Origin of the sequence: Streptomyces sp. NPDC048419 (genome assembly GCF_043200415.1) — a bacterium.
Classification (GTDB): Bacteria; Actinomycetota; Actinomycetes; order Streptomycetales; family Streptomycetaceae; genus Streptomyces.
This window is the reverse complement of record NZ_JBICXT010000003.1, coordinates 397,279-420,380: the sequence shown is the minus strand read 5'-3', so window position 1 is coordinate 420,380 and position 23,102 is coordinate 397,279. Positions and strand designations below refer to the sequence as shown.

Annotated in this window: 20 protein-coding genes; 7 read left to right on the top strand and 13 right to left on the bottom strand. The window is 70.4% G+C overall.

The genetic code is table 11. The features are described from left to right. The first annotated feature begins 148 nt into the window (after positions 1-148). A complete protein-coding gene (locus ACGFYN_RS09645) occupies positions 149-2,302 on the top strand; it encodes an ATP-binding protein (RefSeq protein ID WP_393865217.1) in 2,154 nt (717 codons plus the stop codon). Between the two features lie 24 nt (positions 2,303-2,326). Here the strand turns inward: ACGFYN_RS09645 and rpsD are convergent, their stop codons facing one another. The 3 genes from rpsD to ACGFYN_RS09630 form a co-directional block, all read right to left on the bottom strand. Beyond that, positions 2,327-2,941: a 30S ribosomal protein S4 gene (gene rpsD / locus ACGFYN_RS09640; protein WP_250076706.1), complete on the bottom strand. Its 615-nt coding sequence runs from the start codon at positions 2,939-2,941 to the stop codon at positions 2,327-2,329. A gap of 334 nt (positions 2,942-3,275) precedes the next feature. After that, positions 3,276-4,631, bottom strand: coding sequence for a replication-associated recombination protein A (locus tag ACGFYN_RS09635; RefSeq protein WP_393865216.1), 1,356 nt, complete (start codon positions 4,629-4,631; stop codon positions 3,276-3,278). Between the two features lie 56 nt (positions 4,632-4,687). Then, positions 4,688-5,350 (bottom strand): vitamin K epoxide reductase family protein, encoded by a 663-nt coding sequence (locus tag ACGFYN_RS09630; protein ID WP_393865215.1) that lies wholly within the window; start codon positions 5,348-5,350, stop codon positions 4,688-4,690. Positions 5,351-5,496: 146 nt separating this feature from the next. Between ACGFYN_RS09630 and ACGFYN_RS09625 the strand changes: the two genes are divergently transcribed. Genes ACGFYN_RS09625 through ACGFYN_RS09610 form a run of 4 tightly spaced genes read left to right on the top strand, consistent with a single transcriptional unit; the run spans position 5,497 to position 9,102 of the window. Then, positions 5,497-6,363: an ABC transporter ATP-binding protein gene (locus tag ACGFYN_RS09625; protein WP_393865214.1), complete on the top strand. Its 867-nt coding sequence runs from the start codon at positions 5,497-5,499 to the stop codon at positions 6,361-6,363. After that, positions 6,360-7,205: an ABC transporter permease gene (locus ACGFYN_RS09620; protein ID WP_393865213.1), complete on the top strand. Its 846-nt coding sequence runs from the start codon at positions 6,360-6,362 to the stop codon at positions 7,203-7,205. The genes ACGFYN_RS09625 and ACGFYN_RS09620 overlap by 4 nt, the downstream gene beginning before the upstream one ends. Further along, on the top strand, positions 7,202-8,464 hold the full coding sequence (locus ACGFYN_RS09615; RefSeq protein WP_393865212.1) for a sensor histidine kinase: 1,263 nt from the start codon (positions 7,202-7,204) through the stop codon (positions 8,462-8,464). The genes ACGFYN_RS09620 and ACGFYN_RS09615 overlap by 4 nt, the downstream gene beginning before the upstream one ends. Next, on the top strand, positions 8,461-9,102 hold the full coding sequence (locus ACGFYN_RS09610; RefSeq protein ID WP_393865211.1) for a response regulator: 642 nt from the start codon (positions 8,461-8,463) through the stop codon (positions 9,100-9,102). The genes ACGFYN_RS09615 and ACGFYN_RS09610 overlap by 4 nt, the downstream gene beginning before the upstream one ends. Before the next feature lie 55 nt (positions 9,103-9,157). On the opposite strand, the gene hisS is transcribed toward ACGFYN_RS09610, so the two are convergent. Both hisS and ACGFYN_RS09600 read right to left on the bottom strand, forming a co-directional pair. Next, positions 9,158-10,420 carry a histidine--tRNA ligase gene (hisS, locus tag ACGFYN_RS09605; RefSeq protein WP_393865210.1) on the bottom strand — a complete coding sequence of 421 codons (1,263 nt, stop codon included), beginning with the start codon at positions 10,418-10,420 and terminating at the stop codon, positions 9,158-9,160. Positions 10,421-10,431: 11 nt separating this feature from the next. Further along, positions 10,432-11,145: an MBL fold metallo-hydrolase gene (locus ACGFYN_RS09600; RefSeq protein ID WP_393865209.1), complete on the bottom strand. Its 714-nt coding sequence runs from the start codon at positions 11,143-11,145 to the stop codon at positions 10,432-10,434. A 168-nt stretch (positions 11,146-11,313) separates the two neighbouring features. Between ACGFYN_RS09600 and ACGFYN_RS09595 the strand changes: the two genes are divergently transcribed. Together ACGFYN_RS09595 and ACGFYN_RS09590 are read left to right on the top strand one after the other, a co-directional pair. Next, a complete protein-coding gene (locus tag ACGFYN_RS09595) occupies positions 11,314-12,168 on the top strand; it encodes a peptidylprolyl isomerase (protein WP_393865208.1) in 855 nt (284 codons plus the stop codon). Positions 12,169-12,303: 135 nt separating this feature from the next. Further along, positions 12,304-13,533 (top strand): DUF349 domain-containing protein, encoded by a 1,230-nt coding sequence (locus tag ACGFYN_RS09590; RefSeq protein ID WP_393865207.1) that lies wholly within the window; start codon positions 12,304-12,306, stop codon positions 13,531-13,533. An 82-nt stretch (positions 13,534-13,615) separates the two neighbouring features. On the opposite strand, the gene ACGFYN_RS09585 is transcribed toward ACGFYN_RS09590, so the two are convergent. The 8 genes from ACGFYN_RS09585 to ruvC form a co-directional block, all read right to left on the bottom strand. Beyond that, positions 13,616-16,192, bottom strand: coding sequence for a RelA/SpoT family protein (locus ACGFYN_RS09585; protein ID WP_393865206.1), 2,577 nt, complete (start codon positions 16,190-16,192; stop codon positions 13,616-13,618). Between the two features lie 209 nt (positions 16,193-16,401). Then, positions 16,402-16,950 (bottom strand): adenine phosphoribosyltransferase, encoded by a 549-nt coding sequence (locus ACGFYN_RS09580; protein WP_393865205.1) that lies wholly within the window; start codon positions 16,948-16,950, stop codon positions 16,402-16,404. Beyond that, complete coding sequence (gene secF, locus ACGFYN_RS09575) at positions 16,947-18,080, bottom strand: protein translocase subunit SecF (RefSeq protein ID WP_393865204.1); 1,134 nt, start codon at positions 18,078-18,080, stop codon at positions 16,947-16,949. Before secF ends, ACGFYN_RS09580 begins: the two co-directional genes overlap by 4 nt. 1 nt (position 18,081) lies before the next feature. Continuing rightward, entirely contained in the window at positions 18,082-19,848 is a 1,767-nt protein-coding gene (secD, locus tag ACGFYN_RS09570) for a protein translocase subunit SecD (protein WP_393865203.1), read from the bottom strand. Positions 19,849-19,979: 131 nt separating this feature from the next. Further along, positions 19,980-20,486 (bottom strand): preprotein translocase subunit YajC, encoded by a 507-nt coding sequence (gene yajC / locus ACGFYN_RS09565; protein ID WP_393865329.1) that lies wholly within the window; start codon positions 20,484-20,486, stop codon positions 19,980-19,982. Between the two features lie 190 nt (positions 20,487-20,676). Continuing rightward, positions 20,677-21,747: a Holliday junction branch migration DNA helicase RuvB gene (ruvB, locus tag ACGFYN_RS09560; RefSeq protein ID WP_393865202.1), complete on the bottom strand. Its 1,071-nt coding sequence runs from the start codon at positions 21,745-21,747 to the stop codon at positions 20,677-20,679. A 32-nt stretch (positions 21,748-21,779) separates the two neighbouring features. Next, a complete protein-coding gene (gene ruvA, locus ACGFYN_RS09555) occupies positions 21,780-22,385 on the bottom strand; it encodes a Holliday junction branch migration protein RuvA (protein WP_393865201.1) in 606 nt (201 codons plus the stop codon). Further along, a complete protein-coding gene (gene ruvC, locus ACGFYN_RS09550; RefSeq protein ID WP_393865200.1) occupies positions 22,382-22,951 on the bottom strand; it encodes a crossover junction endodeoxyribonuclease RuvC in 570 nt (189 codons plus the stop codon). Before ruvC ends, ruvA begins: the two co-directional genes overlap by 4 nt. Positions 22,952-23,102 lie beyond the last annotated feature (151 nt).

Sequence of the window (23,102 nt, the reverse complement as noted above, 5' to 3'; positions counted from 1 at the left end):
TCCCTGAAACGTGCCTGAACATCGAAAAGCAATGGACCGAGCCTATCGCGCCGGCCGCGGAGCTCCGCACCGGATTACCGTCGCGCGCTGCGGGGGTTGCGCGAAGCGATTGTACGGAGTGATTACGGTTCAGTACGCTCCGTATTCCATGCGGGACCATCAACGGGGCGACGGACACATGGACGGCAATCTACCGCTGGAGCTCAACGCGTTCGTCGGGCGCTCGGCCGAACTCGCCGCTTTGGCGCGGTTGATCGGCTCCGCACGTCTGGTGACGGTGACCGGGGCGGGCGGTGTCGGCAAGTCACGGCTCGCGGCGCGGGCGGCCGCACGGTGCGCGCCGCGCGACGGCGTGTGGCGGGTGGAGCTGGCACCGGTGCGCGATCCGGCGTTCGTCGACTACGCCCTCGTGGAGGCACTGGGGTTGACGGACCACACCACCCGGCCGCCGCGCGAGACGCTGCTGGCGCATCTCGCCGAGCGTCAACTGCTGCTCGTGCTGGACGGTTTCGAGCACCTGGTGGAGGCGTGCGCGGAGCTGGTGGGCGAGTTGCTGCGGCAGGTGCCCGGGCTCACGGTGCTCGCGGTGGGGCGCAGGCCCCTGGCCCTGGCCGGTGAGCGGACGTTCCCGCTGGTGCCGCTGGGCGAGGACGAGGCGGTCGAGCTGCTGCTGAACCGGGCGGCCGAGCAGGGCCCGGCGGTGACGGACGGCCCGGATCTCCGCGAGGTGTGCCGTCGGCTGGACGGGATCCCGCTCGCCGTGGAACTGGCCGCCGGCCGGCTGCGGGCTCTCTCCCCCAGCCAGCTGCTGGACCGGCTGGACGACCGCTTCCTCCTGCTGACCTGCGGCGAGCGGGACGCGCTGCCCCGCCATCAGACCCTGCGCCTGGCCATCGGCTGGAGCCATGAACTGTGCACGCCCCGCGAACGGTTGCTGTGGTCGCGGCTGTCGGTGTTCGCCGGGCGGTTCGACCTGGAGGCCGTCGAGTACGTGTGCAGCGGGCAGGGCCTGAAGGCCGACGACGTCCTGGACGTGCTCACGGAACTGCTCGCGCAGTCGGTGGTCGCCCGCGAGGAGACGCCGGCGGGCGCGCGCTACCGGATGCTGGACACGGTGCGCGCGTACGGCGCCGAGTGGCTGGAGGCGACGGGCGACGCGGCCCGGCTGCGTCGGCGGCACCGCGACTGGTACCTGGGGCTCGCCACCTGGTGCGAGCTGGACTGGTTCTCGCCGCGCCAGGCCGAGGTGGCCGCGCGCGTGGAGGCGGAGCTGCCCAATCTGCGCAGCGCGCTGGAGCACTGCCTGGGCGAGCCGGAGGAGGCGCATCTGGGGCAGTACCTCGCGGGCTCACTGTGGTTCTACTGGGCGGGCTGCGGGCGCCTTTCGGAGGGGCGGCACTGGCTGGAGCAGGTGGTGCGGCTGGACACCGGGCACGAACAGTCCCGGCTGAAGGCGCTGTGGGTGCTCGGCTATGTGGCGATCCTCCAGGGCGACACCGTGCCCGCGCTGGCGGCGCTGCAGGAGTGCCGCGAGGAGGCGGAGCACTCCGGAGACCGGACGGCGGTGGCGTACGCGGAGCACCGCGCCGGATGTCTGGCCCTGGTCAGCGACGACATGGAGCGTGCGGAGCGGCTGCTGCAGTCGGCGCTGGACCGCTACCACGAGATCGGCGAGCTCAACAGCAATGTGCTGATGGGCCAGGTCGAACTCGCGATGACGCGGGCGTTCCAGGGCGATCTGCCGGACGCGGTGCGACTGTGCGAGGACGTGCGGCGGGTGTGCGAGGACCACGGTGAGCGGTGGGCCCGCGGCTATGCGCTGTACGTCCTGGCGTACGCGGCCTGGGCCGACGGCGACCTCCCGCGGGCGCGCGCGCTGCTGACCGAGTGCCTGACCGGCGCCCACGCCTTCCACGACCTGCTCGGCTCGGTGCTGACGGTGGAGCTGCTCGCCCTGGTCACCGTGGCGCAGGGCGACGCGGCGGAGGCGGCGGTGCTGCAGGGCGCGGCCGCCCGGATGTGGCGGTCGGTGGGCCTTCCGCTGTTCGGCTCGGCTTACTACGACGCCCCGCACGAGCTGTGCGAGGCGACGGCCCGGGAGCGGCTGGGTGACGAGCGGTACGCGGAGTGCGTGGCCGAAGGGGCCCGGCTGGTGCGGGAGGCGGCGGTCTCCCGCGCGCTGGAGCGGACGCTGGACGCCGTCCCGTCGCCGCGCGGTCCGGTCCGGTACGCGACGGCGGGCCTGGACATGCACGAACCCGCCGCCTCCCGCACCCGGAAGGGCGGGGAGACGGCGGGCTGAGGTGGTGCTACCGCCTGCTGGTGATCAGCGGGCGTAGTACTCGACGACGAGCTGCTCGTCGCAGATCACCGGGATCTCCTTGCGGTTCGGCTCGCGGTCCAGGCGGAAGGCCAGGGCGCGGAGGTTCACCTGGAGGTAGCGCGGGGTCTCGCCGTCGGGGGCGAAGCCGCCCTCGCGGGCGATCGAGAAGAGGGTCTTCTCGCGGCTGCGCTCGCGGACCATCACGACGTCGTCGGGACGGACGCGGAAGGAGGGCTTGTCGACCTTCTGGCCGTTGACCTCGATGTGGCCGTGCACGACCATCTGACGGGCCTGGTAGATGGTGCGGGCGATGCCCGAACGCAGGACCAGGGCGTCGAGACGGCGCTCGAGCTCGATGATCAGGGCCTCACCGGTCTTGCCCTGGACCTTGGAGGCACGCTCGTAGGCGCGGACGAGCTGGCGCTCGGACACGTCGTACTGCGCGCGCAGACGCTGCTTCTCGAGCAGACGGACCTTGTAGTCCGAGTTCTGCTTGCGGCCGCGGCCGTGCTCACCCGGCGGGTAGGGGCGGGCCTCGAAGTACTTGACGGCCTTCGGGGTCAGCGCGATGCCGAGGGCACGCGACTTCTTCACCTTGGGGCGGGGCTGGTTCGCCACTGTCTTTAGTCTCTTCTCTAGTTTCTTCGGCTTGCCAGGGTTCAGGGAGGTCGCATCCGCAGCCGGGGAAACCCTCCTCGCCCTGATGGGCGGGGCGGGCAGCCGCTCCCCTGGTCTGGGCACATACGTGCAGCACGCGAGTGGCCCACCGACCTCTCCCGTCGTGCGACGGGTGGTGGTGGGCTGCCCGCGACACCGTTCGACGGTGCGCGACGCTCCGGGAACCCACTGGGGGTTCCGGCCGGATGTCCCGCTCTGACGGCACGGGACTCGACACTTCGGCGAAGTCTACAGGGTACGAGGGCGTGCCTTGCACTTCCCGCCGCACGCCCTCCTAGGACCGCCTGCGACCGAGGTGCTTCCTGGTCCATTCCACCGCGTCCGCGTACCGGGCCTCGGCGCCGTGCCGGGTCGGGGTGTAGTACTCGCGGTCCTTGATCGCGTCCGGGGCGTACTGCTGCTCGGCGATGCCCTCGGCGAGGTCGTGCGGATACACGTACCCCTGGGCGTGGCCGAGCTTCGCCGCGCCCTTGTAGTGGCCGTCGCGCAGATGCGGCGGCACCGCGCCGGCCAGTCCCTTGCGTACGTCGTCCATGGCGGCGCCGATCGCCGTCGTCGCGGAGTTGGACTTGGGGGCCAGGGCGAGGGCGATGGTCGCGTGGCTGAGGGTGAGGGCGGCCTCGGGGAAGCCGATCATGGCGACGGCCTGGGCGGCGGCGACCGCGATCGGCAGCGCGTTCGGGTCGGCGAGACCGATGTCCTCGCTCGCCGAGATCATCAGGCGGCGGGCGATGAAGCGGGGATCCTCGCCGGCCTCGATCATGCGGGCCAGGTAGTGCAGCGCGGCGTCGACGTCCGAGCCGCGGATGGACTTGATGAGGGCGCTGGCGACGTCGTAGTGCTGGTCGCCGTCACGGTCGTACTTCACCGCCGCCCGGTCGACCGTCTCCTCCAGCGTCGTCAGGGAGATCTCCGGCTCGCCCTTGTCGAGGGCGGCTCCGGCCGCGGCCTCCAGGGCGGTCAGGGCGCGGCGGGCGTCGCCGCCGGCGATGCGCAGGAAATGGTCCTCGGTGTCGTCCGGGAGGGCGACCGCGTCCTTCAGGCCCCGCTCGTCGCTCAGCGCCCGCCTCAGCAGCCCGCGGACGTCGTCGTCCGTCAGGGGTTCGAGGGTGAGCAGCAGGGAGCGGGACAGCAGGGGGGAGATCACCGAGAAGTACGGGTTCTCCGTCGTCGCCGCGATCAGCGTCACCCAGCGGTTCTCGACCGCGGGCAGCAGGGAGTCCTGCTGGGCCTTGCTGAAGCGGTGGATCTCGTCGAGGAAGAGGACGGTCTCCTTGCCGTAGCCCCCGGTGGCGCGGCGGGCGCCGTCGATGACCGCGCGGACCTCCTTGACCCCCGCGGTGATCGCCGACAGCTCGACGAAGCGCTTGTTGGTGGCCTTCGAGACGACGTACGCCAGGGTCGTCTTGCCGGTGCCGGGCGGGCCCCAGAGGATCACCGAGGACGGTCCGGCGGGGCCGCCGGCGCCCTCGCCGACCAGTCTGCGCAGGGGTGAGCCTGGCTTCAGCAGATGCTGCTGGCCCACCACCTCGTCAAGGGTGCGCGGGCGCATCCGCACCGCCAGGGGGCTCCCTGCCGGGTCCTTCTCCTGGCGTTCTTCTGCGGCTGCGGTGAACAGGTCGGGCTCCACGTCCCAAACCCTAATTCACCGCACCGACAATCCCTCCGGCCCCTCGGCGACGGGGGTCAGCTGGTCCAGAAGTCCCACCAGCGGGTCAGCACCAGCATGCCGATGATGCCGACGTGCAGCACGGGCACGACCCAGGTGAACTCGTCGAAGAAGCTCTTCACCCAGCGCGGGGTGGGCAGGTAGTCGTTGCGGATGTTGAACGACGTCACGTACCAGAACATGGTGATCGTCGCGACCCAGGCCAGCGAGCACCACAGGCACAGGGCGTTGATCCGGTACAGGGACTGGAACTGCAGCCAGGTGCAGAAGGCCACACCGAAGAGCGTGCCGAAGTTGAAGGTGAGCCAGTACCAGCGCGGGAAGACGGCGCGGGCGAGCAGGCTCATGCCGACGCAGATGACGATGCCGTAGCAGACCAGGCCGAGCATCGGGTTGGGAAAGCCGAAGGCGGCGGCCTGCTTGGACTCCATCACGTTGCCGCAGGAGACCACCGGGTTGAGGCTGCAGCCCGGGGTGAACGTCTTGCCGGCGACCTTGGCCTCGAGGATCTTGAACTTGTCGATCGTGATGACCCACGCGGCGAGCAGACCGGCCGCGCCCGTGATCACCAGCAGCAGGCCGAAGGCACGGCTGCCGCCCGCCGTCCGTGCCCCGGCGGAGCCGTTTCCGGAAGCGGGTTCGGGCTCGGTGGACACGTCCTTGACAGTGGTCTTGCTCATCACGCCGATTCCGTCTGCTTGAGAGTTGGACCTTCTTCGGGCAGGGGCCATTGTGCCGCACTCGGCCCCGTGTCCACCGTTCGATGGACAAAAGGAAGTACGCACGGTCGTCCCTGAGCGTTCGGTTCCGGCCGAGGATTGGGGGCATGACAACACACGCGAACGAACTCGCTGTGGACGTACGGGGGCTGCGCAAGCAGTACGGCGACGTGACCGCGGTGGACAGCATCGACCTCGGGATCCGCACCGGCGAGGTGTTCGGCCTGCTCGGACCCAACGGCGCGGGCAAATCGACCACGGTGGAGATCCTCCAGGGCAACCGCAGCCGGGACGCGGGCGAGGTGTCGGTGCTCGGGTCCGACCCGGCGGCCGGCACACGCGCGTGGAGGTCGCGTGTCGGAATCGTCTGGCAGGACGAATCGGCGCCCGCCGAGTTGACGGTCCGCGAGACCGTACGGCATTTCGCGCGCTACTACCCGAGGCCGCGCGACCCGGAGGAGGTCATCGGCCTGGTGGGTCTTCAGGCCAAGGCGGACAGCCGCATCAAGGCACTGTCGGGTGGCCAGCGCAGGCGTCTCGACGTGGCCCTCGGGGTGATCGGCGGCCCCGAACTGCTGCTCCTGGACGAGCCGACGACCGGATTCGACCCGGCGGCGCGGCGGCAGTTCTGGGACCTGATACGGCTGCTCGCCGACGAGGGCACGACCATCCTGCTGACCACTCACTACCTGGAGGAGGCGGAGGCGCTCGCCGACCGGCTCGCCGTCGTGGCCAAGGGCCAGGTCGTCGCCATGGGCGAACCCGCCGACCTGCGCAGGCAGTTCGGCACCGGGGCCACCGTCGAGTGGACCGAACCCGACGGCGCCACCCGCACCGAGCGCACGGACACCCCGACCCGGACGGTCGCCGGGCTCATGCACCGCTTCGACGGCGAGATCCCGGACCTGCGGGTGAGCCGACCCACGCTGGAGGACGTCTACCTCCGGCTGACCGGACAGGAGAACGCCCGATGACCACGACCGCCGTACCGACCAGGGCCGGGGCGACCACCGGGCGGCTGCCGGGGGCCTGGGGGCTGGGCCTTCAGCGGGGCGTCCTGGAGATCAAGCGGTTCTTCCGGCAGCGCGAGCAGGTGGTGTTCACCTTCGCCTTCCCGGTGGTGTTCCTGTTCCTGTTCGCGTCGATCTTCAGCGACGACGTGAAGGGCGCCGGGATCACCGCCTCGCAGCTGTACGTCCCGGCGATGATGGCCGCCGGCATCATGTCGACGAGTTTCCAGTCGCTCGGCATCTCGATCGCCATCGAGCGGGACGAGAAGGTGCTGCGCCGGCTGCGCGGGACGCCGATGCCGCCGGCCGCGTACTTCCTCGGCAAGATCTGGCTGGTTCTGTGCACCGGTGTGCTGGAGACGGTGATCCTGCTGCTCGTCGGCACCACCTTCTACGACGTCGATCTGCCCTCGGACGCGGCCCACTGGTTCGATCTCGCCTGGATCTTCGTCCTCGGTCTGACGGCGTGCGCGCTGCTCGGCATCGCGGTCAGCTCGGTGCCGAAGTCGGGCAAGAGCGCGACCTCCGTGGTCGTCCTGCCCTTCCTGGTGCTGCAGTTCATCTCGGGCGTGTACATCGCGATCGACACCATTCCCGACTGGATGCTGAACATCGGGGCGCTGTTCCCGCTCAAGTGGATGTGCCAGGGACTGCGCGGGGTGTTCCTGCCGGACTCGGCGCAGGTCCTGGAGCAGGCCGGCAGCTGGGAGTTCGGCAAGGTCGCCCTGGTGCTCGGGGCCTGGTGCGTCGGAGGATTGGTGCTGTGTCTGCTGACCTTCCGGTGGAAGAACCGGCGCGACGGATGAACGGGCCGGCGGAAGCCGCCGGTGCCTACACCTGGGACCGTTCCTTCCGGCTCTGGGACACCTATTTCGCGCTGATCTGGCTGGCCACCCTGGCGTTCGTGCTCGGCACGGGACACCCGGGGTGGCCGGTCCGCCTCACCGCGGCGGCACTGCTGCTCCCGCTGATCCCTCTGTTCGTGTGGGTGGGGCGTCCGCTGCTGCGGGGCGATCCGCCGCCCGAGCGGCAGGCGCTGCTCTATCTCCTCGCGATGACGGCCCTCTTCCTGCCCTCGGCGATCCTGGTCGGCGAGACCCGGGTGATGACCTTCGCGCTCGTGCCCCAGTGCTTCATGACCCTGCGGATGCGGTGGGCGATCACGGTCGTGGCCGTGATCAACGTGGTGCCCGTGGCGGGCTGGGCGCTGCTGTGGTGGCCGAGCGACCAGGACGTCTTCTTCAACGGGCTGTTCGCCGCGGTCAGCCTGGTCTTCTCGGTGGCCGTCGGTACCTGGGTGATCCGGATCATCGAGCAGAGCCAGGAGCGGGCCGCGCTGATCGCGGAACTGGACGCGAGCCGCCATGAGGTCTCACGCCTCTCCGCCGCGCACGGGGCGCTGACCGAGCGCGAGCGCATGGCCCGGGAGATCCACGACACGCTCGCGCAGGGGTTCACCAGTCTGCTGATGCTGATCCAGGCGGTGGAGGCGGAGCTCGACCATGACGTCCCGCAGGCCCGCCGGCATCTGGCGCTGATGGACGAGACGGCCCGGCAGAACCTCGCCGAGGCCCGCGCCCTGGTCGCCGGGGCCGCCCCGGCCGACCTCGACGGCACCTCCCTGCCGGACGCCCTGCGCCGGCTCGCCGCCCGGCACGAGGCGACGCTGGACGTGACCGGACCCGTGCGTCCGCTGCCGGCCGGGCCCGAGGTGGTGGCCCTGCGCTCCTGCCAGGAGGCGCTCGCCAACGCCCGCAAGCACGCGGGGAGTTCGGTGGTCGTGGGCATCGAGCTGGCGTACTCCGACGAGATGCTCACCGTGTCCGTACGGGACGACGGCCGCGGCTTCGACCCGGGCGCGCCCTGCGAGGGCTACGGTCTTGCGGGGCTCCGCGCCCGGGCCACCGAGGTCGGCGGCACGGCGCGCATCCGCAGCGCGCCGGGCCGTGGCACGACGGTGACCGTGCGGCTGCCCGTATCGCTCCTGCCGCCGGTCTCGCCCGTATCGCCCGTATCGCCTGTCTCGCCTGTCTCGCCTGTCTCGCCTTTGAGGAGCTCGCAGTGATCCGGATCATCCTCGCCGACGACCATCCCGTCGTACGGGAGGGTCTGCGGGCGATGCTCAGCGCCGAGCCGGACCTGGACGTGGTCGCGGACGCGGTGAGCGGTCCGCATGCGGAGGCGCTGGCCGCGGAACTGCGGCCCGACATCGTGCTCATGGACCTGCGGATGCCGGGCGGCGGAGGTGTGGACTCGATCGTGCGGATGGGCGCGGCGGGGCTGCCCTGCCGGGTGATCGTCCTGACGACGTACGAGACGGACGGGGACATCCTGCGGGCGGTGGAGGCCGGAGCGGCGGGCTACCTGCTCAAGGACATGCCGCGCGCCGAACTGGCGGAGGCGGTCCGCGCCGCCGCCCGCGGCGAGACGGTACTCGCCCCGTCGGTGGCGGCCCGCCTGGTCGACCGCCTCCGCACCAAGCCGGAACGCCCCCGCCTCTCGGACCGGGAGACGGCGGTCCTGCGCCTGGTGGCGGAGGGCTGCACGAACGCGGAGATCGGCCGCCGACTGTTCATAGGCGAATCCACGGTGAAGACCCACCTCCTGCGCACCTTCGGCAAACTCGGCGTCGACGACCGCACCGCCGCCGTCACCAACGCCATGCGGTACGGGCTGCTCGACCCATGCCGGCTGGACCCATGACAAAGGGTGCCGGGGTCCGTCACAGGCACCCGGCACCCCTCGAAAAGCGTGCGTGTCAGCCGAGTCGGGACTCCAGCTCCGCGACGATCTCGTTCACGCCGACCGCCGTCTGCTCGCCGGACTCCATGTCCTTGAGCTGGACGACGCCCTCGGCGAGGTCGCGCTCGCCGGCGACGACCGTGTAGCGGGCGCCGCTGCGGTTGGCGTTCTTCATGGCGCCCTTGAGCCCCTTGGCGCCGTAGGAGAAGTCGGCCGCGATGCCGAGCTTGCGCAGCTCGGTCACCTTGGCGAACAGCACACGGCGCGCCTCCTCGCCGAGCGGCACCGTGAACACGCTGGTCGTGGAGGGGAGTTCGAGCTCGACGCCCTCCGCCTCCAGCGCCAGGACCGTACGGTCCACGCCGAGGGCCCAGCCGACGGACGGGAGCGCGGGGCCGCCGATCATCTCCGACAGGCCGTCGTAGCGCCCGCCGCCGCCCACCGCGGACTGCGAGCCCAGACCGTCGTGGACGAACTCGAAGGTGGTACGGGTGTAGTAGTCCAGGCCGCGCACCAGCTTGGCGTCGTCCTCGAAGGCCACGCCCGCCGCCGTGATCAGCTCACGGACCTCCTCGTGGTACGCCTTGCAGGCGTCGCAGAGGTAGTCGCGCAGGAGCGGGGCGTCGCCCAGCTGCTTCTGGACCGACTCCCGCTTGTCGTCCAGGACACGCAGCGGGTTGATCTCCGCACGGCGCAGCGTGTCCTCGTCCAGGTCGAGGCCGCGCAGGAAGTCCTGCAGCGCGGCCCGGTAGACGGGACGGCACTCCTTGTCGCCCAGGCTGTTGAGCAGGATGCGGAAGTCGCTGAGGCCCAGCGAGCGGTACGCCTGGTCGGCCAGGATGATCAGCTCGGCGTCCAGCGCCGGGTCCTCGGCACCGATCGCCTCGGCACCCACCTGCGAGAAGTGCCTGTAACGGCCCTTCTGGGGGCGCTCGTAGCGGTAGTAGGAGCCCGAGTACCAGAGCTTGACCGGCAGGTTGCCCGCCTTGTGCAGGTTGGCCTCCAGCGCCGCGCGCAGTACGGACGCCGTGCCCTCGGGGCGCAGCGCCAGGCTGTCGCCGCCCTTGGTCTCGAAGGCGTACATCTCCTTGGTCACGATGTCGGTCGACTCACCGACACCGCGCGCGAAGAGCTCGACGTTCTCGAAGCCGGGTGTCTCGATGTAGCCGTAGCCGGAGTTGCGCAGGGGCGCGGCGATCGCCTCGCGGACCGCCAGGTACTTGGCGCTGTCCGGCGGGATCAGGTCGTACGTGCCCTTGGGGGCCTTGAAGGTGCTCACGGAAGGTCTCGTCACATTCCTCGTCGGGGAGCGATATCGGTGTTCACTCCCGGGCCGGCGGCCACCTGCCGCAGATACGGGTTGGTGGCGCGCTCCTGACCGATGGTCGTCTGGGGGCCGTGGCCGGACAGCACCACGGTCGAGTCCTCGAGCGGCAGGCACACGCGGGCCAGCGAGTCGAGCATCTCGGCCATGTCACCGCCGGGCAGGTCGGTGCGTCCGATGGAGCCGGCGAAGAGCAGATCCCCGGAGAAGAAGACCGACGGGATGTCGCTCGTCTCGGGCATCTGGAAGGTCACCGACCCCTTGGTATGGCCGGGCGCGTGCGCGACGGAGAACTCCAGGCCCGCGAGCGCCAGCCGCGCGCCGTCGGAGAGCTCCTTGACGTCGTCGGGCTCCCCCACGGTCAGCTCGCCCATCAGCGGCATGCCGATGGAGCGGCCGAGCGCCTTCTCCGGGTCCGCCATCATGTAGCGGTCCTCGGGGTGGATCCACGCGGGTACGTCGTGTGCGCCGCACACCGGGACGACCGAGGCCACATGGTCGATGTGGCCGTGGGTGAGGACGACGGCGACGGGCTTGAGCCGATGCTTCTTCAGCGCTTCCTCGACTCCTGGGGCGGCCTGGTGGCCGGGGTCGATGATCACGCACTCCTCACCGGCGGCGGGGGCGACGAGATAACAGTTCGTCCCCCAGGCCCCGGCGGGGAACCCGGCAATGAGCACGATCGTCCTTCGTTGTGTCGATTACGGGCGGCTTCAGCTGCTGTCAGAGCCTACCGGCGCTGCCGAATCCTCAGCGAACCCATATACGGTACGGGGCACACGCAGGCGGTCGGCTCATAAGACGCACGCGTCCCAGTCGACGTACGAGACGCATGAGGAGAGAACCCGGTGGTCACCCAGGAACAGCGGAAGCGCCAGCTCGCCCGGGAGAAGTTCCTGCGCCAGCAGCAGCGGCGCACGGCCTCGAGGCGCAAGGCCAAGATGCGCAATTCGGTGATCGCGTCGGCGCTCGGCGTGATCCTGATCGGCACCGTGGTCCTCTACACGACCGGGCTGTTCAAGGACGACAAGAAGGACGCGAAGGCCAACGCGAGCTCGCAGACGACCCCGAGCGCGGCCCCGACCAGCAAGGCACCGGACCCGTGTGCCAAGCCGGCCAAGGGCGCCGTGCAGAAGCTCAGCTGGAAGAAGGAGCCGGCGCTCACCATCGACAAGTCGGCGAAGTACACCATGAACCTCGCCACGACCTGCGGTGACATAGGCATCGATCTGAAGGCGTCGGCGGCGCCCCACACCGTCAATTCCTTCAACTTCCTTGTCGGCAAGGGCTACTTGGACCACACCAAGTGCCACCGGCTGGTCCCGCAGGGGATCTACGTGCTGCAGTGCGGTGACCCGACGGCCACCGGCACCGGCGGACCGGGCTACACCATCCCGGACGAGAACCTCAAGGACAAGAGCCTCAAGGGCAACGTGTACCCGGCGGGCACGGTCGCCATGGCCAACCAGTACAACTCGCAGACGAAGAAGGGCCGCAACACCGGCGGCAGCCAGTTCTTCCTCGTCTACCAGGACAGCCCGCTGCCGCCCGACTACACCCCGTTCGGCACGATCTCCAAGGACGGCATGAAGGTCCTCAAGAAGATCGCCGCCGCGGGAGCCGCCGCTGCCGACCCCACGACCGGCAACACTGCGCCCAACGCGACCGTCGTGATCAACAAGGCGACGGTCACCAAATCCTGAGCGTCAAGTGCGAAATTTCGGTCGCGCGGGATGCGGACAGGTCACCCGCCGGTCGCCTATGTTGGCCGTGACGAAACTGTGGACGATGCCCGGGGGTGCTGAGGCCCCCTGCAGGCATCATGTGGAGGAGGCGCTGTGAGCAGCGACCCGTGGGGACGCGTCGACGAGACGGGGACCGTGTACGTGCGTACGGCCGACGGCGAGCAGGTCGTCGGATCATGGCAGGCCGGCTCCCCTGAGGAGGCGCTGGCCTACTTCGAGCGCAAGTACGAGGGCCTGGTTGTCGAGATCGGCCTCCTCGAGAAGCGAGTGAAGACCACCGACCTGTCCGCGAAGGACGCGCAGGCAGCCATCGATCACATCCGTGAGCAGGTCGACGCCCACCACGCGGTCGGTGACCTGGCCGCCCTGCGGACCCGTCTGGACAAGCTGGTCGAGACCGTCGAGGCGCGCCGTGAGGAGCGCAAGCAGCAGCGCGCGAAGCAGTCCGACGAGGCGCGGCACGCCAAGGAGGACCTGGTCGTCGAGGCGGAGCAGCTGGCGCAGTCCGACCAGTGGCGGGCGGCCGGCGAGCGGCTGAGGTCGCTGGTGGACACCTGGAAGAGCCTGCCGCGCCTGGACCGCAAGTCGGACGACGAGCTGTGGCACCGCTTCTCGCACGCCCGCTCGGCGTTCTCCAAGCGGCGCAAGGCCCACTTCGCGGCGCTGGACGCGCAGCGCGAGGACGCCCGCAAGATCAAGGAGCGGCTGGTCTCGGAGGCCGAGGCGCTGTCCGGCTCCACGGAGTGGGGTCCGACCGCGGCGCGCTACCGCGAGCTGATGGCGGAGTGGAAGGCCGCGGGCCGTGCCCAGCGCGAGCACGAGGACGACCTCTGGAACCGCTTCCGCGGCGCCCAGGACATCTTCTTCGCGGCCCGCAGCTCGGTCTTCGCCGAGCGGGACGCCGAGCAGGCCGAGAACCTGAAGCTGAAGGAGGAACTGGCCGAGGAGGCCGAGAAGATCCTCCCGGTGACGGACCTGAAGGCGGCTCGCGCCGCCTTCCGCTCGGTCAACGAGCGCTGGGAGGCCATCGGCCATGTGCCGCGGGACGCCCGCCCGAAGGTCGAGGGCCGGATGCACGCCGTGGAGCGGTCCATCCAGGAGGCCGAGGAGGCGGAGTGGCGCCGGACGAACCCGGAGGCACGCGCGCGTGCCGAGGGTCTGACCGGCCAGCTCCAGGCGGCCGTGGACAAGCTGCGCGGCCAGATCGACCAGGCGCGCACCCAGGGCAACAACGCCAAGGCCGACAAGCTGGAGCGGGAGCTGGAGGGCCGCCAGGCCCTGCTGGACCAGGCGCTGAAGGGCCTGCACGAGTTCGGCGGCTGACCCACTCGCCCGTCAGAAGTGGAAGGGGCCCGTACCTCGCGGTACGGGCCCCTTCTCGTGCGTACGGCCGGGTACGGCTCCGCTACGACCTGCTGCGCGCCGACGTCACGCGGTACACGTCGTACACGCCCTCCACTCCCCGCACCGCCTTCAGGACGTGGCCGAGATGCTTCGGGTCGCCCATCTCGAAGGTGAAGCGGGAGGTGGCCACCCGGTCGCGGGACGTCTGCACGGCCGCGGAGAGGATGTTGACGTGCTGGTCGGACAGGACGCGGGTGACGTCCGACAGCAGCCGGGAGCGGTCCAGCGCCTCGACCTGGATGGCGACCAGGAAGACCGAGGACTGGGTGGGCGCCCACTCGACCTCGAGGATGCGCTCGGGCTCGCGGGACAGCGACTCCACGTTCACGCAGTCGCTGCGGTGGACGGATACGCCGCTGCCGCGCGTGACGAAACCGATGATGGGGTCGCCCGGGACCGGCGTACAGCACCGGGCCAGCTTGACCCACACGTCGTCGACGCCCTTGACGACGACGCCCGGGTCGGCGCTGGAGCGGCGCTTGCGGCTGCGGCTGCGGGTCGGCGGGACCGACTCGTCGATCTCCTCGCTGGCCGCCTCCTCGCCACCGAGCGCGTGGACCAGCTTCTGCACGATGTTCTGCGCGGAGACATGGCCCTCGCCGATCGCCGCGTAGAGCGCCGAGATGTCGGCGTAGCGCATCTCGTGGGCGAGCGTGACGAGCGAGTCGCCGGTCAGGATGCGCTGGATCGGCAGGTTCTGCTTGCGCATGGCGCGGACGATGGAGTCCTTGCCCTGCTCGATCGCCTCGTCGCGGCGCTCCTTGGAGAACCAGGCCCGGATCTTGTTACGGGCCCGCGGTGACTTGACGAAGCCGAGCCAGTCGCGGGAGGGGCCCGCACCGGACGCCTTGGAGGTGAAGACCTCCACCAAGTCGCCGTTGTCCAGGGTGGATTCGAGCGGTACGAGGCGGCCGTTGACCCGTGCTCCTATGGTGCGGTGGCCGACCTCGGTGTGGACCGCGTAGGCGAAGTCGACCGGGGTCGCCCCGGCCGGGAGCGCGATGACGTCGCCCTTGGGGGTGAAGACGAAGACCTCGTTGCGCGACAGGTCGAAGCGCAGGGACTCCAGGAACTCGCCCGGGTCCTCCGTCTCCTTCTGCCAGTCGAGCAGCTGGCGCAGCCACGCCATGTCGTTGAGGTGGTCGTCCTTGCCCTTGCCGGCCTTGGGCACGTCGGTGCGCACCTTGGAGGCGCCGGCGACGGCCTCCTGCTTGTACTTCCAGTGCGCGGCGATGCCGTACTCGGCGCGGCGGTGCATGTCGAAGGTGCGGATCTGCAGCTCGACCGGCTTGCCGTTGGGGCCGATGACCGTCGTGTGCAGCGACTGGTACATGTTGAACTTGGGCATCGCGATGTAGTCCTTGAACCGGCCGGGGACCGGGTTCCATCGCGCGTGCACGGTGCCGAGGGCCGCATAGCAGTCGCGGACCGTGTCGACCAGGACACGGATGCCCACCAGGTCGTAGATCTCCGCGAAGTCACGGCCGCGGACGATCATCTTCTGGTAGACGCTGTAGTAGTGCTTCGGGCGGCCGGTGACGGTCGCCTTGATGCGGGCCGCGCGCAGGTCCTGCTGGACCTCGTCGGTCACTATGGCCAGATACTCGTCACGCTTCGGTGCCCGCTCGGCCACCAGCCGTACGATCTCGTCGTACATCTTGGGGTAGAGGATCGCGAAGGCGAGGTCCTCCAGCTCCCACTTGATGGTGTTCATGCCGAGGCGGTGGGCGAGCGGCGCGTAGATCTCGAGGGTCTCGCGCGCCTTCTTCTCCTGCTTCTCGCGCTTGAGGTAGCGCATGGTGCGCATGTTGTGCAGGCGGTCGGCGAGCTTGATGACCAGGACGCGCGGGTCCTTGGCCATGGCGACGACCATCTTGCGTACGGTCTCGGCCTGCGCGGCCTCGCCGAACTTGACCTTGTCCAGCTTGGTGACGCCGTCGACGAGGAGGGCCACCGAGTCGCCGAAGTCGCGGCGGAGCTGCTCCAGGCCGTACTCGGTGTCCTCGACGGTGTCGTGCAGCAGGCCCGCCATCAGGGTGGCCGGATCCATGCCCAGCTCGGCGAGGATGGTGGTGACGGCGAGCGGGTGCGTGATGTACGGGTCGCCGCTCTTGCGCTTCTGGCCGCGGTGCCAGCGCTCGGCGACCTGGTAGGCGTTCTCTATCTGCCGCAGCGTCGCGGTCTCGATCTTCGGGTCGTTGCTGCGCACTATCCGCAGCAGCGGCTCCAGCACCGGGTTGTACGGGTTGGAGCGCTGGACGCCGAGACGGGCGAGGCGGGCGCGGACGCGGTTGGAGGAGCCCGAGCGGGCCGGCTGGCCGGTGTTCGGGCGGACCGCGGGAGGCGTTGCCGCGGCGCGCTCGGGAGATGCGGGTCCTCCCGCTCGAGCGGAGTCGAGAGCGGCGGAGGGCTTCGGGCGCGACTCCTCGGCCGACTTGTCGACGGGCGCGGACTGGGCGTGCTCGACCGGCCCGCCGACGTCGTTCTTCGCGTGCGGCGTGGTCGGCGCGGGCTTGGCCGCGGCTGCCGAGGCTGACTCGGGCTTGGCGGCAGTCAGGTGCTGGGCCTCGTCTGGCAAGAGGACTCCTCGTGCGCGATCCGGGTCCCCCGGTCAGGTTCCGGAGACCCCATGGTAGCGATCCTGCGCCCCAGGATCGCCTTCAGGCCGATGTGAGACCGGTCTACCCCCGAAACACGGGGGCCCCGGGCGCCATTCCCGGACGGGAACGGCCGCCCCGGACGAGCCGGGACGGCCGTATTCGTCACGCATGGTGCGGGCCGGCGGGGTCAGACCACCAGCAGTGCGTCCAGCGGGGCGTCGCCGAGAGCCGTCTGCAGGCGGGCGCGGCCGCCGAGGAAGCCCAGCTCCATCAGGACCGCGAGACCCACGACCTCGGCGCCCGCGCGGCGGATCAGCTGGATCGAGGCCTCGGCGGTGCCGCCGGTGGCGAGGACGTCGTCGACGATCAGGACGCGGTCGTCGGCGGACAGGTCCTCGGCGTGCACCTCGATCTCCGCCGAGCCGTACTCCAGCTCGTACGCCTGGCCCAGGGTGGCTCCGGGGAGCTTGCCCGCCTTGCGTACGGGGATGAAGCCGAGGCCGGCGCGGACGGCGACCGGGGCGCCCAGGATGAAGCCCCGGGCCTCCAGGCCGACGACCTTGGTCGCGCCGGCGCGGTCGGCGATCTCGGCGAGCGCGTCGGTGAGCGCCGAGAACGCGGCCGGGTCCGCCAGGAGCGGGGTGATGTCCTTGAACATCACGCCCGGCTCCGGGTAGTCGGCCACATCGCGGATGCGGCTGAGGAGCAGCGTCGAGATGTCTGCGAGGTCGGTCATCGGCGCTTGCCCGAGGGACGGCCGCGGCCCCGGCTGCGGGATGAGGGCTGGTTGCGGGGACCGCCCTGGTTGCGCGGGCCGACGACCGCGGCGGCGGCGTCCTCGGGCTCGTCGTCCGTCTCGTCCACGTACTCGGGCTCCGCCGGCTCGCCCTGCGCCGCGGCCTGCGCCCGCTTGGCCAGGACGCGCTTCCTGAGCGCCTTCATCTGCGGCTCGCGCTCCTTGAGGTCGGCGACGAGCGGCGTGGCGATGAAGATCGAGGAGTACGCACCGGCCGCGAGGCCGACGAACAGCGACAGCGAGATGTCGTTGAGCATGCCGGCGCCGAGGAAGCCGCCACCGATGAACAGCAGGCCCGCGACCGGCAGCAGCGCGACCACGGTGGTGTTGATGGACCGCACCAGGGTGCTGTTGATCGACCGGTTGGCGACGTCGCTGTAGGTCCAGCGGGTCTGCTTGGTGATGTCCTTCGTCTGCTCCTTGAGGCTGTCGAAGACGACGACCGTGTCGTAGAGCGAGTAACCGAGGATCGTCAGCAGACCGATCACCGTGCCCGGCGTGACCTCGAAGCCGACGAGGGCGTAGATGCCGGAGGTGATGGTGATGTCGTGGATCAGGGCGACGAGCGCGGCGACGGCCATGCGCCACTCGAAGGCGATCGCCAGGTAGATCACCACGAGGACCATGAAGATCGCCAGGCCCTCCCAGGCCTTGTTGGCGATCTGGTCACCCCAGCTGGGGCCGACCAGGTCGGCGTTGATGGTCTCCGAGTTGATCTTCAGGTCGCCGGCGAGCTTTTCCTTGATCGCGTCGGACTTGTCGGTGTCGATGCCGGCGATCTGGATGCGCAGGCTGCCGTCACCGAGCTTCTGGACGACCGCGTCGTGACCGGAGGCGTCCGTCGCGAACGACTCGGTGTCGGTGACCGAGGCACTCATGTGCTTCGGCGTGGTGAAGACGGCGCCGCCCTGGAACTCGATGCCCATGTTCAGGCCGCGCACCGACAGGCCCAGGATGGCCGTGATGGTGATCAGGATCGAGATGCCGTACCAGATCTTGCGCTTGCCGACGAAGTCGTAGCCGACCTCGCCGCGGTGCAGTCGGGCGCCGAGGCTGCCGAGTTTCGACATCTCAGGCCTCCTTCGGGTCGACGGGGCCGGCAGGGCGGGCGGGACGGCGGGTACGGCGCAGGGGTGGCTTGGCGCCGAGTGCCTTCGGATCCAGGCCGGACCACTTGTGGCCGTTCGCGAAGAACTTGCGGCGGGCCAGCAGCGTCATCAGCGGCTTGGTGAAGAGGAAGACGACGACCACGTCGAGCACGGTGGTCAGACCCAGCGTGAACGCGAAGCCCTGGACCTTGCCGACGGTGACGATGAACAGCACCGCCGCGGCGAGGAACGACACGAAGTCGGAGACCAGGATGGTGCGCCGGGCGCGCGGCCAGGCACGCTCGACGGACGGGCGCAGCGAGCGGCCCTCGCGGATCTCGTCCCGGATGCGTTCGAAGAACACGATGAACGAGTCCGCCGTGATACCGATCGCGACGATCGCACCGCAGACGGCCGGCAGGTTCAGCGCGAAGCCGATGGCCGGGCCGAGCAGCGACATGAGCACGTACGTGAGGATCGCGGAGACCAGCAGCGACGGGATCGCGATGACCGACAGGCCCTTGTAGAAGATCAGCAGGTAGATGACGACCAGTGCGAGGCCGATCGCGCCGGCGATCAGACCGGCGTGCAGCTGCTCACCGCCGAGCGCGGCGGTCACGGTGGTGACGCTGTCCTCCTTGAAGGACAGCGGCAGGGCGCCGTACGACAGCATGTTGGCGAGGCTCTGGGCCTCTTCCTGGTTGAAGCTGCCGGAGATCTCCGCGTTGCCGCCGGTCAGCGCCTGCTTCACGTACGGGTCGGAGACGACGTCGCCGTCGAGGACGATCGCGAACTGGTTCTGCGGGGACTGGTTCTGGGCCAGCTTGCCGGTGACGTCGGCGAACTTCTTGGCGCCCTTGGACGTGAAGTCCATGGTGACGGTCCAGCCGGCGGCGGTCTGCGTGTTGAAGACGGCCTGCGCCTTCTTGACGTCGGTGCCGTCGACCTGGGCGGGGCCGAGGATGTACTTCTGCCACTGCTTCTGCGAGTTCTGGCCGCAGGCGACGATGGTGTCGGTGGGCTTGGTGCCCTTGCCGGCCGTGGCGCGCACCGACTTCTTGGTGCAGTCCAGCGCGGCGTACTGCGCCTCGAGCTTGCTGGTCGAGCTGGAGGCGCTGCTGCTCGCGGACGGCGAGGCGCTCGAGGAGGCCTTGGAGCTCGCGGAGGCGCTCGGCGTCGAGTCGGCCTTGAGGCCGTCGGTGACGGCACGGCCCTGCGACGTGGCGGAGGCCGTCGGGGTCGCGGAGGAGGACGAGGTCGCCTTGTCCGTGGCCTTGTCGGTGGCCTTGTCCGGGGCGCTGCTGGAGGCGCTCGGCGACGGAGTGGCCGTCGCGGCACCGCCGGAGACCTCGGTGGCGAGCACCGGGCGGAAGTACAGCTTGGCGGTGGTGCCCACCTGCTGCCGCGCTTCCTTGGAGTTCGTGCCCTTGGGGATGTTGACGATGATGTTCTTGTCGCCCTGGGTCTGAACCTCGGCCTCCGAGACACCAAGACCGTTGACACGGCGGTTCATGATGTCGACCGCGGTGTCCATGTTCGTCTTGTTGATCGCGGACTCCTGGCCCGGCTCGGCAACGGCCCGGAGCGTGATGCTCGTGCCGCCGGCCAGGTCGATGCCGAGACGCGGGGTGGTGTGCCCGGAGGCGAACATTCCCCCGGTGAGCGCCACGATGGCGATCAGGATGAAGCCCAACGGGCGCCACGGCTTGCTCTGGGCACTCCCGCTCCGGCCCCTCTTAGGTGCTGCCACCTTCTCGTACTCCCTCTCGGGCCGCCCAGCGCCGGGTCAGGGGCGGGCGGCCATGACATGGTGTCGGGATCCGCTGCGAGCTGGGCGTGGTCCGGGGCGCGCGGTGCTGGACCGCGCGCCCCGGAGCACTCCTACTTCGCCTCGGAGCCGCCGTCGGTCTTCTTCGGCTCTGCGTCCGACTTGGCATCGGCGGCCGTCTTGGCCTCGGCTGCCGCGGTGTCGTCGGCCGGCTCCTCGGGCGCGTCCTTCTTGCCGAGGTCGACGGACTTGTCGTCGGAGGCGGCGGCTTCGTCGGCGGAGTCGTCGGTCTCGGTGAGGGAGGAGGCGTCGTCCGGGACCACGTCGGTGTCGGACTTCAGGTCGTGCTCGATGCCGTGCACGATGCGGTTGTACTCGTCATCGCTGAGCACGGAACCGATGGCGTTCTTCGCGAAGAGGAGTTCGACGCCCGGGCCGGCGTCGAGGAGAACCGTGTCCTCGTTGACTTCCTTGACCGTCGCGTACATGCCCCCGATCGTGCGGACGCCGCTGCCGGGCTGCAACTCGTTGCGCATCTGTGCGGCCTTCGTCTGCTTGCGCTTGGCCGAGCGGGTCATGAGGAACATGGCCCCGATGAGCACGATGAAGGGGAGGAGCATGCCGATGTTATTCACGGGACGGATTTTCCTTCGCACGACCGCGATGGGAAGCGGCCTCATGGATGGGGGTATGTATACCGCCGACAACGGCGGCATCGGCGGAGTCTAAGCGAGTCCGCGCGCAGGGAACAACGTTCAGCATGGCACCTGGGTTCCTGGCCCGGCCAATGCCCGCGCCGTCACGATGCCATCACGTCCCGAACAGGTCCTGTTGTCCGTTTCCCGCAGTAGCCGAGCGGGGCGGGGTGAGGCCGAGATGCGCCCACGCCGCCGGAGTCGCGACCCGTCCGCGCGGGGTCCTGGCGAGCAGACCCTCCCGGACGAGGAACGGCTCGGCCACCTCCTCGACGGTCTCACGCTCCTCCCCCACCGCGACCGCGAGCGTGGACAGGCCCACCGGACCGCCGCCGAACAGCTTGAGCAGAGCCTCCAGGACACCGCGGTCGAGGCGGTCGAGGCCGCGGGCGTCGACCTCGTACACCGCCAGAGCGGCCGACGCGATCTCCCTCGTGATGAAGCCGTCGGCCTTGACCTGGGCGTAGTCGCGCACCCGGCGCAGCAGGCGGTTGGCGATACGGGGCGTGCCGCGGGAGCGGCCGGCGATCTCCGCGGCGCCGTCGCCCTGGATCTCCACGTCGAGCAGGTTCGCGGAGCGGTGGATGACGCGCTCCAGCTCGGCCGGCTCGTAGAACTCCATGTGTGCGGTGAAGCCGAAGCGGTCGCGCAGCGGGGGCGGCAGCAGGCCCGCGCGCGTGGTGGCGCCGACCAGCGTGAACGGCGGCAGCTCGAGCGGGATGGCGGTGGCGCCGGGACCCTTGCCGACGATCACGTCGACCCGGAAGTCCTCCATCGCCATGTACAGCATCTCCTCGGCGGGCCGGGACATGCGGTGGATCTCGTCGAGGAAGAGGACCTCGCCCTCCTGCAGGGAGGAGAGGATCGCGGCCAGGTCGCCCGCGTGCTGGATGGCCGGGCCGCTGGTGATCCGGATCGGGGCGCCCATCTCGGCCGCGATGATCATCGAGAGGGTGGTCTTGCCGAGGCCCGGGGCGCCCGAGAGCAGCACGTGGTCGGCGGTGGCGCCACGCGCGCGTGCGGCGCGCAGGACGAGGTCCAGCTGCTCGCGGACCTTTTCCTGGCCGATGAACTCGCCCAGGTCCTTGGGGCGCAGGGCGGCCTCGACGGCCTGGTCCTCGTGGTCGGCGGACGCACCGACGAGCCGCTCGTGGGCGGGGGCGTCGGTCGGGTCGTCCCAGTTCACTGAGATCTCCTAGCTGGCGTGGCGCAGGTGGGTCAGCGGGCGCGGTTGAGGGTCTGCAGGGCCGCCTTGAGCAGCTGGCCGACCTGGGGCGTGCCCCCGGCGGCCTCGGCCTGCGGTGCTACGGCGGAGACGGCCTCGTCGGCCTCGCGGGTGGCGTATCCGAGGCCGATCAGCGCGGCGTGCAGCTGGTCGCGCCAGCCCTGGGTGACCGGTGCGCCGACCACGGGCGCGCCGATCGGCTCGCCCAGGCGGTCCTTCAGCTCCAGCAGCAGCTTCTGGGCACCCTTCTTGCCGATGCCCGGGACGGCGACCAGGGCCTTCTCGTCGCTGGTGGCGATGGCGCGGCGCAGGGCGTCGGGGCTGTGCACGGCCAGCATCGCCTGCGCGAGCCGCGGCCCGACTCCGCTCGCCGTCTGCAGCAGCTCGAAGACCTGGCGCTCGTCGTCGTCCACGAAGCCGTAGAGGGTGAGCGAGTCCTCCCGTACCACCAGGGAGGTGGCGAGCTTGGTCTGCTTGCCCATGCGCAGCCCGGAGAGCGTGTTGGGGGTGCACTGGACGGCGATGCCGATCCCGCCCACCTCGACCACGGCGGAGTCGGGGGCGAGGGCGGCAACCGGGCCGCTGACGAACGCGATCATGCGAGACGGCCTTTCGATGATGCCGGGGATGCCTGGGACGCCGAGGATGCCTTGGCGGCGTGCAGGGCGACGGCCTGCTGGAGTCTGTTCTGTGCGGGGGCGCGCCAGATGTGGCAGATGGCGAGCGCGAGGGCGTCGGCGGCGTCGGCCGGCTTCGGGGGGGCGTCGAGCCGGAGCAGGCGGGTGACCATGGCGCCGACCTGGGCCTTGTCGGCGCGGCCGCTGCCGGTGACCGCGGCCTTGACCTCGCTGGGGGTGTGCAGGGCGACGGGCAGACCCCGGCGGGCGGCGCACAGCATGGCGACGGCGCTGGCCTGGGCCGTGCCCATCACCGTCCGTACGTTGTGCTGGCTGAACACCCGCTCCACCGCGACGACTTCGGGCCGGTGCTCGTCCAGCCACTGCTCGATGCCCTGCTCGATGGCGACGAGGCGCTGTCCCAACTCGCCGTCCACGGGCGTCCGTACGACGCCGACGTCCACCATGGTGAGCGGCCGGCCCGCGACCCCCTCGACGACGCCCACGCCGCATCGCGTCAGTCCGGGGTCCACTCCGAGTACCCGCACGCGCCCCTCCCCTCGGTGATCTTCGACTTCCCGCCAGGCTATCCGCTGCCACCGACAACGGCGGCGGGGGGGGGGGGGGGGGGGGGGGGGGGGGGGCGGCGCGCCCCCCCCGGGGCGGGGGGGCCCCGGGGGGGGGGGGGGCGGGCGGGAG

What these genes read in the sequence shown, in the direction of transcription:
- ACGFYN_RS09645 (WP_393865217.1), top strand. Translation starts at nt 149, where the DNA reads ATGCGGGACCATCAACGGGGCGACGGACACATGGACGGCAATCTACCG.
- ACGFYN_RS09630 (WP_393865215.1), bottom strand. Translation starts at nt 5,350, where the DNA reads ATGAGCAAGACCACTGTCAAGGACGTGTCCACCGAGCCCGAACCCGCT.
- ACGFYN_RS09625 (WP_393865214.1), top strand. Translation starts at nt 5,497, where the DNA reads ATGACAACACACGCGAACGAACTCGCTGTGGACGTACGGGGGCTGCGC.
- ACGFYN_RS09620 (WP_393865213.1), top strand. Translation starts at nt 6,360, where the DNA reads ATGACCACGACCGCCGTACCGACCAGGGCCGGGGCGACCACCGGGCGG.
- ACGFYN_RS09615 (WP_393865212.1), top strand. Translation starts at nt 7,202, where the DNA reads ATGAACGGGCCGGCGGAAGCCGCCGGTGCCTACACCTGGGACCGTTCC.
- ACGFYN_RS09580 (WP_393865205.1), bottom strand. Translation starts at nt 16,950, where the DNA reads ATGACCGACCTCGCAGACATCTCGACGCTGCTCCTCAGCCGCATCCGC.
- secF (WP_393865204.1), bottom strand. Translation starts at nt 18,080, where the DNA reads ATGTCGAAACTCGGCAGCCTCGGCGCCCGACTGCACCGCGGCGAGGTC.
- yajC (WP_393865329.1), bottom strand. Translation starts at nt 20,486, where the DNA reads ATGCTCCTCCCCTTCATCGTGCTCATCGGGGCCATGTTCCTCATGACC.
- ruvA (WP_393865201.1), bottom strand. Translation starts at nt 22,385, where the DNA reads ATGATCGCGTTCGTCAGCGGCCCGGTTGCCGCCCTCGCCCCCGACTCC.